General features: G+C 30.7%; 7 protein-coding genes. All 7 read left to right on the plus strand.

All coding sequences use genetic code 11. From position 1 onward, the window contains the following. Positions 1 to 196 precede the first annotated feature (196 nt). A complete protein-coding gene (locus PHI88_03480; GenBank protein MDD5552189.1) occupies positions 197 to 934 on the plus strand; it encodes a hypothetical protein in 738 nt (245 codons plus the stop codon). 206 nt (positions 935 to 1140) lie between these two features. Further along, positions 1141 to 1677, plus strand: a complete 537-nt coding sequence (locus PHI88_03485; GenBank protein MDD5552190.1) for an NYN domain-containing protein — start codon at positions 1141 to 1143, stop codon at positions 1675 to 1677. 252 nt (positions 1678 to 1929) lie between these two features. After that, positions 1930 to 2649, plus strand: coding sequence for a DNA repair protein RadC (gene radC, locus PHI88_03490; GenBank protein MDD5552191.1), 720 nt, complete (start codon positions 1930 to 1932; stop codon positions 2647 to 2649). Between the two features lie 63 nt (positions 2650 to 2712). Further along, a complete protein-coding gene (locus PHI88_03495) occupies positions 2713 to 4449 on the plus strand; it encodes an N-6 DNA methylase (GenBank protein ID MDD5552192.1) in 1737 nt (578 codons plus the stop codon). A 5-nt stretch (positions 4450 to 4454) separates the two neighbouring features. Further along, positions 4455 to 5954 carry an AAA family ATPase gene (locus PHI88_03500; protein MDD5552193.1) on the plus strand — a complete coding sequence of 500 codons (1500 nt, stop codon included), beginning with the start codon at positions 4455 to 4457 and terminating at the stop codon, positions 5952 to 5954. 11 nt (positions 5955 to 5965) lie between these two features. Then, a complete protein-coding gene (locus PHI88_03505; protein MDD5552194.1) occupies positions 5966 to 7126 on the plus strand; it encodes a restriction endonuclease subunit S in 1161 nt (386 codons plus the stop codon). Between the two features lie 12 nt (positions 7127 to 7138). Continuing rightward, a partial coding sequence (locus PHI88_03510) for a type I restriction endonuclease (protein MDD5552195.1) occupies positions 7139 to 7815 on the plus strand: 677 nt, incomplete at its 3' end.

Here is a 7815-nt window from a genome sequence, read left to right on the forward strand (position 1 = left end):
AGAACCTTAATTAATATACAAATTTAAAGGGTTGTTATCCTAATAACAGCCCTTTTTTATTTCAAAACATCAAAGGTTGATTTAAAGAAATAAAGGGGTAAAATATATATTGAAAACGGTGGGGAAACTTTAATTCAGTTTAATAAAAAAGGTCTATAATGAAAAGTTAATATTTTTCTACTAATAAATTAATTTTATGGAAAATAAAAACCCTTTATCTTCATCAATTTTTGGTTTCTATTTTGTTATTAATCTTTTAGGTGTTATGGGTTGGCCAAAGAGGCGCAATTTATTAAATTCAGAGGCTATAATCAATAGCTTAGTACTTGATCTTGCTATTAAGCAAATGATTGATTGGTCTGCAAGCATTGGTGCATGTCGTCCCAATTTAGCCTTGCAAATGATTTCTACTATGTTTCGGGAAAATAAAGATTCATTAAATTTGCTTACAGTAGTTAATGATTTAAAAAGAATATGGAACGAAAGAGGTAATAACAATCCTGAAGATGTTATTCAGCCAATTAAATTTTGTAAAGTTAAAGATATATCAAATTCTGAAAAATTCAAAAATAAAAATCCTGAGTTTTTTTTAAGCCAGTATTACAAAGACGTAATAAGTGTACAAGATTTAAAAAATAAGGATACAGTATTTCTTTTAGAGCGATATTGTTTTGAAAGTTTAATTTGGGGACTTGTTAATCCAGATAATTTTAGAGATTATTATGAAAGAGAAGAAAAGAGCCATAAAAATTTTTTACCTATGATGCAAGAAGCAGGGGTAGAGATTATTTCATCTTTTTTAACGTTAGAGCAATTTTTAAAAGATGGAGAAGAAATACTAAAAAAATATGAACAAGAAGTACGACCATTGTCTTCAATTTTTGAAGAATTAATGAATAATGCACTTTCTTTGGGGATAAAAGTTAATAGTTAATTTATTAGTTGTATAAATTTTATTTAAAAGAGCTGTTGTTTCTAATAACAGCCCTTTTTTTATTTCAAAACATCAAAGATTGATTTAAGAAAATAAAGGGGTAAAATTATATATTGAAAACGGTGGGGAAACTTTAATTCAGTTTAATAAAAAAGGTCTATAATAAATGGATTTGTTTTACTATAAATGCTATCGTTTATGTTTTTATAGATGCTTCCAATTTATGGGAAGCTCAAAAAGCCAAGGGGAGATTTTTTGATTATGACAAATTAAGAAAATTTATCAAAAAAAAGTTCAAGGCATCATTTATAGAAGTTTTCTATTACACCGCTTATCCTGTCGAGGGAACAAGGGATTATAGTTTGGATGGTAAGCATAAATTTTATACGTTTTTGAAAAAAGGTCTTGGTTTTAATGTTTGCAAAAAAGAGTTAAAGCGCATACCCGTCATCAATGAAGGGGGAATGCTTATTAAAGAAAAAGGAAATATGGACGTAGAGATAACGATTGATGCGATGCATCATATTAAAAAATATAACACAGCAGTTTTATTTACTGGTGATTCTGATTTTTTGGCCTTGGTAGCTTATCTTAGAAGAAATGGTAAAAAGGTTTACATTTTTTCATCAAAAAATAATGTTTCAGAAGAATTAAAAACTGGCGGGGACGGATATTTTGATGTTTTAAAAATAAAAGAAGATATTTGGGGGAGAGAATTAAAGCATAGAATTGAAAAAGATTAATAAAAAAGCAACCCTCTGCGAGGAAGGTTGCCCTTGGATGTAATACCCTTTCAGTCTATGAAAAAACTGAAAGACATTATTAGTATAGCAAGGCTAAAATAAATGTCAAGTATTTTGTAGGTGCAGATATTAAGTGATTCAAACAATCGCTTTTTTGTTATCTTAGTGTGGTTGAAAATATCTACCAAGAGGGGTAAAATATATATTGAAAACGGTGGGGAAAACGGTGGGGGTAATTTTAATAATAAAACCATGTCCCATCGTGAAAAACAAAAGCATCCTTTAATAAAGGATTTTTCAGAGGTTGTTGGCCATAGAAAACGATTACGACATAGATTTTTACAAGATGGATTAGATGGTTTTCTTGATTATGAAATTATAGAATTACTTTTAACATTAGGAACTCCAAGAAGAGATTGCAAGCAAATGGCAAAACAGGCAATTAAAAGATTTAGTGGGCTTAGACAAGTGCTTGATGCTTCTCCAGAGGAATTACAGCAAATTAAAAACATTGGGCCAGAAAACCTTTTCGGTTTAAAACTTTTTCAGGCAATTTCTGAAAGATATGCGAAAGAAAAAATTCCTAAAAAGATTTCTTTAACATCACCAAAAGCAGTTGCTGATTATTTTCGTAAAAAACTTGGCAGAGAGAAAAAAGAACATTTTTCAATATTATTATTAGATTCTCGCAATAATTTAATAAAAATAAGTGATATTTCGGTTGGTACTTTAAATGCCAGTTTAGTCCATCCTCGAGAAATTTTTAGTGAAGCTTTAAAACAAAACACCGCCTCAATAATTTTGGTTCATAATCATCCCTCTGATGATCCCGAGCCCTCAGAAGATGATCTTTTGATTACCAAACGCATTGTTGAGGCAGGCAAAATAATGGGCATCGATATTTTAGACCACGTAATCATCACCAAAACTCATATTTTTAGCTTTAAAGAAAAGGGGATATTGAAATCTTGACAATAAATTTTAATTTGTTAAAATAGGATAAGTAAAATAAATTTGATTAACCTTTTATAAGATATGGAAAACGCCTCCAACTTAGAAAATTGGATAAAAAAACGATATTTCACTCTTCAAGAAAAATTCAAAAAGAATAGTTTTACTTTTACGGAAGCCTCTGGTATCTTTTATAATTTGTATCACGATTCTAAAAATCAAACTAAACTTGTTCTTTCTGAATTAAAGAGAGCCGGCTATCTAAAAATTTCCAAAAATCCCAAAGACGAAAGAGAAAAAATTTATCAATTAGTAGATATTTTCAAACCCTCTGACACCTTAACTCGCGAAGAATTAACAAGTATTTTAAAAACAGCGGCGGATATTATTCGTACCAGAGTAGATTACACTTTTATTCTACTCTTGCTTTTTTACAAAGCGGTTTCTGATCAATGGGAAAAACAATTCCTAGAAAAATATCAAGAGCTTGCTAAAGAAGAATTGGAACAAAAAGAAGCTATAAGGGAGGCTAGCCAGCCCTACTATCATTCTTTTTATTTAAAAGAAGAATTGCTTTGGGAAAATTTGAGAAAAGATCCTCTAAAACTCCCGGAAAATCTTTCTAAAAATCTTAAAGAAATTGCTGAACTTAACCCAGCTTACAAAGATATCTTTTTACAATTTGATTTTCATGCTTTTACAACCAATCAAGAAAATAGCGCTATTTTAAACAATCTGTTTGAACTTTTTAGTAAATACTCTTTTAAAAATATAAGTACTGATATTTTAGGCGATGCTTACGAATGGATTTTAAAATATTTTGCTCCGACCAAGGCAAAAGAAGGAGAGGTTTTTACTCCCCGAGAAGTAATTCGTTTAATGGTGGAAATTCTGGACCCTAAACCCCCAAAAAGCATTTATGACCCGGCGGTCGGCAGCGCGGGGATGTTGATTATTGCCTACCAGTATGTCAGAGAAAAGTATTCAAAAGAAAAAGCCGACACCTTATTCTTATATGGTCAAGAGCAAAATGGGAAAACTTTAGCTTTAGCAAAAATGAATGCCATTTTGCACGGAATTAAAAACATTACCTTAATTGAAGGCGATACTCTTTTATATCCTAAGTTTAAAACTCAAAACGACATTAAAAAGTTTGACTATGTGATAGCCAATCCCCCTTGGAATCAAAAGAATCTTTACGATGAAGATACTTTAAAAAAAGGAGAGTATTGGCAGGAAAGATTCACTTTTGGATTTCCAACCCGGCAATCAGCCGATTGGGTTTGGATTCAACATATGTTAGCTTCGGTGAAAAACGAAAGCAAAGTGGTAGTGGTTATTGATACTGGAGCTGTTTCCCGCGGCGGCAGAGAAAAAGCAATCCGTCAAAAAATTATAGAGAAAGATTTAGTTGAAGCAGTTATTCTGCTTCCGGAAAAACTTTTCTATAACACCAATGCGCCGGGATTGATAATTGTTTTTAATAAAAATAAGCCAGAAGAGAGAAAAGAAAAAATTTTACTTCTCAATGCTAGCAAGGAATTTGTTGTCGGCAAGCCACAAAACAGTTTAGGCAAAGAGAATATTAAAAAAATTACAGATGTTTATCAGGATTTTAAAGAAGCAGAGAATTTTAGCAAAATCATTACTTTCAAAGAAGCTGCCGAAGCTGATTACAATCTTTCTCCTTCGCGATTTGTAAGCGTGGAAGAAGAAAAGAAATACAGAGAGATTGGGGAGATAAAAAAAGAACTGTCTCAAATAGAAGTAACTCGGCAAAAAGTCGAAGAGAAGATAAAAGGAATCATTAGAAAATTATAGATATTATGCCTTATATCAAAAACATTAATGTTAATTTGTTTAATGGTAAATTTAATCAAATTATTTCCTTTGGTCCTAATTTAAATATATTAAGCGGTGTAAATGGAACCGGTAAAACTAAGGTTTTGCAATTATTAAAACAAGGAACAAACGTTAATGTGGAGCCCGGTGTAGTTCAATTCAATCAAATGAAAGTAATTGCACTCTCTCCAAAAAGAAATGCAGAAAAGAGAGCGCAGCAATCTTTATTAAGTTTTATTCGAACTACAAATTTACCTAATAAAATCCAAGAATCATTAAATAAACAAATTCGTGATGAAACTTATGATCCTTATCCGTCATTTGCGGAACTTTTTTATTTAAAGTTCGAAAAATTAAGATCTCAAGATTTTAATTCAAAACTTCAACGACAAACCTTAGATGAGTTTATAAAACAAATCAACAATGAAGTAATTATCCTCATTCTTCCTAATTACAGATTGGAGGCTTCATGGAATACCACAGCTGACTCACTAGACTTAAAAATTTATAAAGAAAGCGCGAATGATTATGTTAGTTTAGAAAACCTTAGCACGGGAGAACAGGAGCTTCTGTCTTTAGCATTTAATATCTATCTTATGAAAGAAGATGTAGATATTTTTCTTATCGACGAACCAGAAATTCATTTGAATTGGACAATAGAAAAAAATCTCTTTGATTTCTTAGAAAAATTTTCAACAAAATATCAAAAACAAATTATAGTAAGCACTCATTCGCGTATTATCTTCTACAGTTTATTTCAAGATTACATAACATATTTAGTTTGGGAAGATGGTCAAATAAAAGTAAAAAATAAAGTGCTCCAGGAATATAAAGAAAAAATTGCCGGAGAATCCGTAGCGTTACTGAATATTATTCAACCAAAGAAAAAAACATTATTTGTTGAGGATAATGAACATGAAATGACTGTCAAAATACTTCTTAAAATTTATGGCAAAAGCGAGGATTCACTAGAGATAATTAAGCTATCTGGTGGCTCTGGAATAATAGAAAATTTTTATAAAATTATAAAACAAAATTCTGATTTAGCATCATCCTGGACAAATGCTTACTTTTTGCAAGACGGCGATAATAAACCTATTCAGCCCAAGAGTGGATTTATCAAACTTAAAAAATACTCAATAGAAAGTTATTATATGGATTTTAAAGTTTTAAGTGCTTTATTAAATGAATCAGAAGAGAATATAAAAAACAAAATAATAGACAGTATTAAGACGAATAAAAGAAAAATATCTGGCGAAGGAAAAAATGCGGTATTTTTCGAGCAATTTATTGATAAATTAAATGGTTTAGATCAAGAAAGTCTAAACATTTTAGATTGTTCTCAATTTCTTGATGAATTTATAAACCTGTTAGGATACAAAAAAGAAATTTTTGTGGAGAGATATATTCAAAAAGCCAATGAATTAAAGATGATAGAAGAAATTTTTGATAGAGATCTTATCGAATTTATAAAGAATATTTAATTAGATTAATTATGACTTGGCCAACAAAAAAATTGGGAGATGTTTGTGATTTTGAACGAGGCACAGAACCGGGAAGTAAAAGTTATAATCGTGAAAATGAAGGTGTTCCTTTTATTCGAGTTGGAAATATTGCTGCTCAAATCCAAGAGCAAATTTACACTACTTCCAGAAATATAAAATTGTGTGATGAAAATGATATTTTACTAACTTTAGATGGTTCACCCGGTATTGTAGCCAGAGGATTTAAAGGAGCTCATTCATCGGGAATTAGAAAGGTTATTGTTAAAAAACCCGATGAATTATTAAAAGATTTTGTCTATTTTGTTTTACAGACTGATTTTGTTCAGGAGATAATAGAAAAATATACTACAGGCATGACGATAAAACACGCGAGCAAATCGTTAGAGCACATTCAAATTCCTCTTCCGTCTCTTCCCGAGCAAAAGAAGATTGTTTATGTTTTGGATAGCATTCAGGAAGTGATAAGAGTGCAGGAGAAAATTATTGAGAAGACGAAGGAGTTGAAAAAGACTCTTTTAAATGAGATTTTTAATTCAAAAATCAAAAATCAAAAGTGGATAAAATTAGGAGATGAAAAGTATTTTGAAATAAAATTAGGCGGAACACCTAGAACTAATAAAGCTGACTATTGGAGTGGTAAAATCTATTGGATTACCCCTAATGATTTGAATAAATTAAGTTCTCCGTATATAACTCGAACGGAGAGAAAAATAACAGAAAAAGGATTAAAAACCGGCTCTACATTACTTTCGGCTAAATCTATAATTTTATCTACAAGAGCACCTATTGGATATTTAGCGATTTTAAATGAAGATATGGCTTTTAATCAAGGATGTAAAGGAATAATAATTAAAAAACCCGATGAAATTTTTAATTTATATCTTTTTTACTATCTAACAACTCAAGTTAATAAATTAAAGGATTGGGGGAGTGGATCAACTTTTAGGGAATTGTCTACGTCTGGATTAAAACAATTTTCTATCCCCTTAATAGACATTAAAAAACAGCGCGAAATTGCAGAGATTTTACAAACTATTGACCAAAAAATTGAAATTGAGCAAAAGAAAAAGGCGCTTTACGAGGAGTTGTTTAAGGCGATGTTGAATAAGTTGATGAATGGAGAGATAAAAGTTGATAATCTAAAATTATAATTTCAGGTAAATATGCCAAAACAAATAGAAAAACAATTAGTTGAAAATTACGCAGCAGAAAAACTACAAGACTTGGGTTGGAAGTTTGTTGAAGCCTCCCAATTAAAACGAGAAAGCGCTCGAGAACCACTTTTAATTCATAATTTCAAAGAGGCGATTTTAAAAATTAATAAAGATTTAAATATTGGCGATGAAGAAATTAAAAAAGTTATTGATGAAGTTAGGCTTCTTGCTTCTGGGCAGGAAGGAATCAAAAAATTCCTGCATTTTTTCAAATACGGCATCGGGGTGAAATTTGAAAAGGAGAGAATAGTGAAAATCGTTAATTTATTTGATTTTGAAAATATTAAAAATAATGAGTTTGTTTTTTCGAAACAAATACGCCACAAAGAAAAAGATTTAATTATTCCCGATATTATTTTATACATCAATGGCATTCCCTTGGTTGATATTGAATGTAAAAGCCCGACAAACCTTAGAGTTAGTTGGGAAGAAGGATGTCGCCAAATAAAAGAATATGAAAAATTAGCTCCCGAACTTTATAAATATATTCAAATTGGAATTGCTTTAGCCGAAAAAGCACGTTATTTCCCCATTGTTCCTTGGCAGGAAGATGTGTCGGTTTATTTATGGAGAGAAGGAGAGTTGCCGGAAGACGAGGCGATATTCGGTTTACTTAAGCCAGACGC

The sequence above is a fragment of the Candidatus Paceibacterota bacterium genome (genome assembly GCA_028716825.1).
Classification (GTDB): domain Bacteria; phylum Patescibacteriota; class Minisyncoccia; order Minisyncoccales.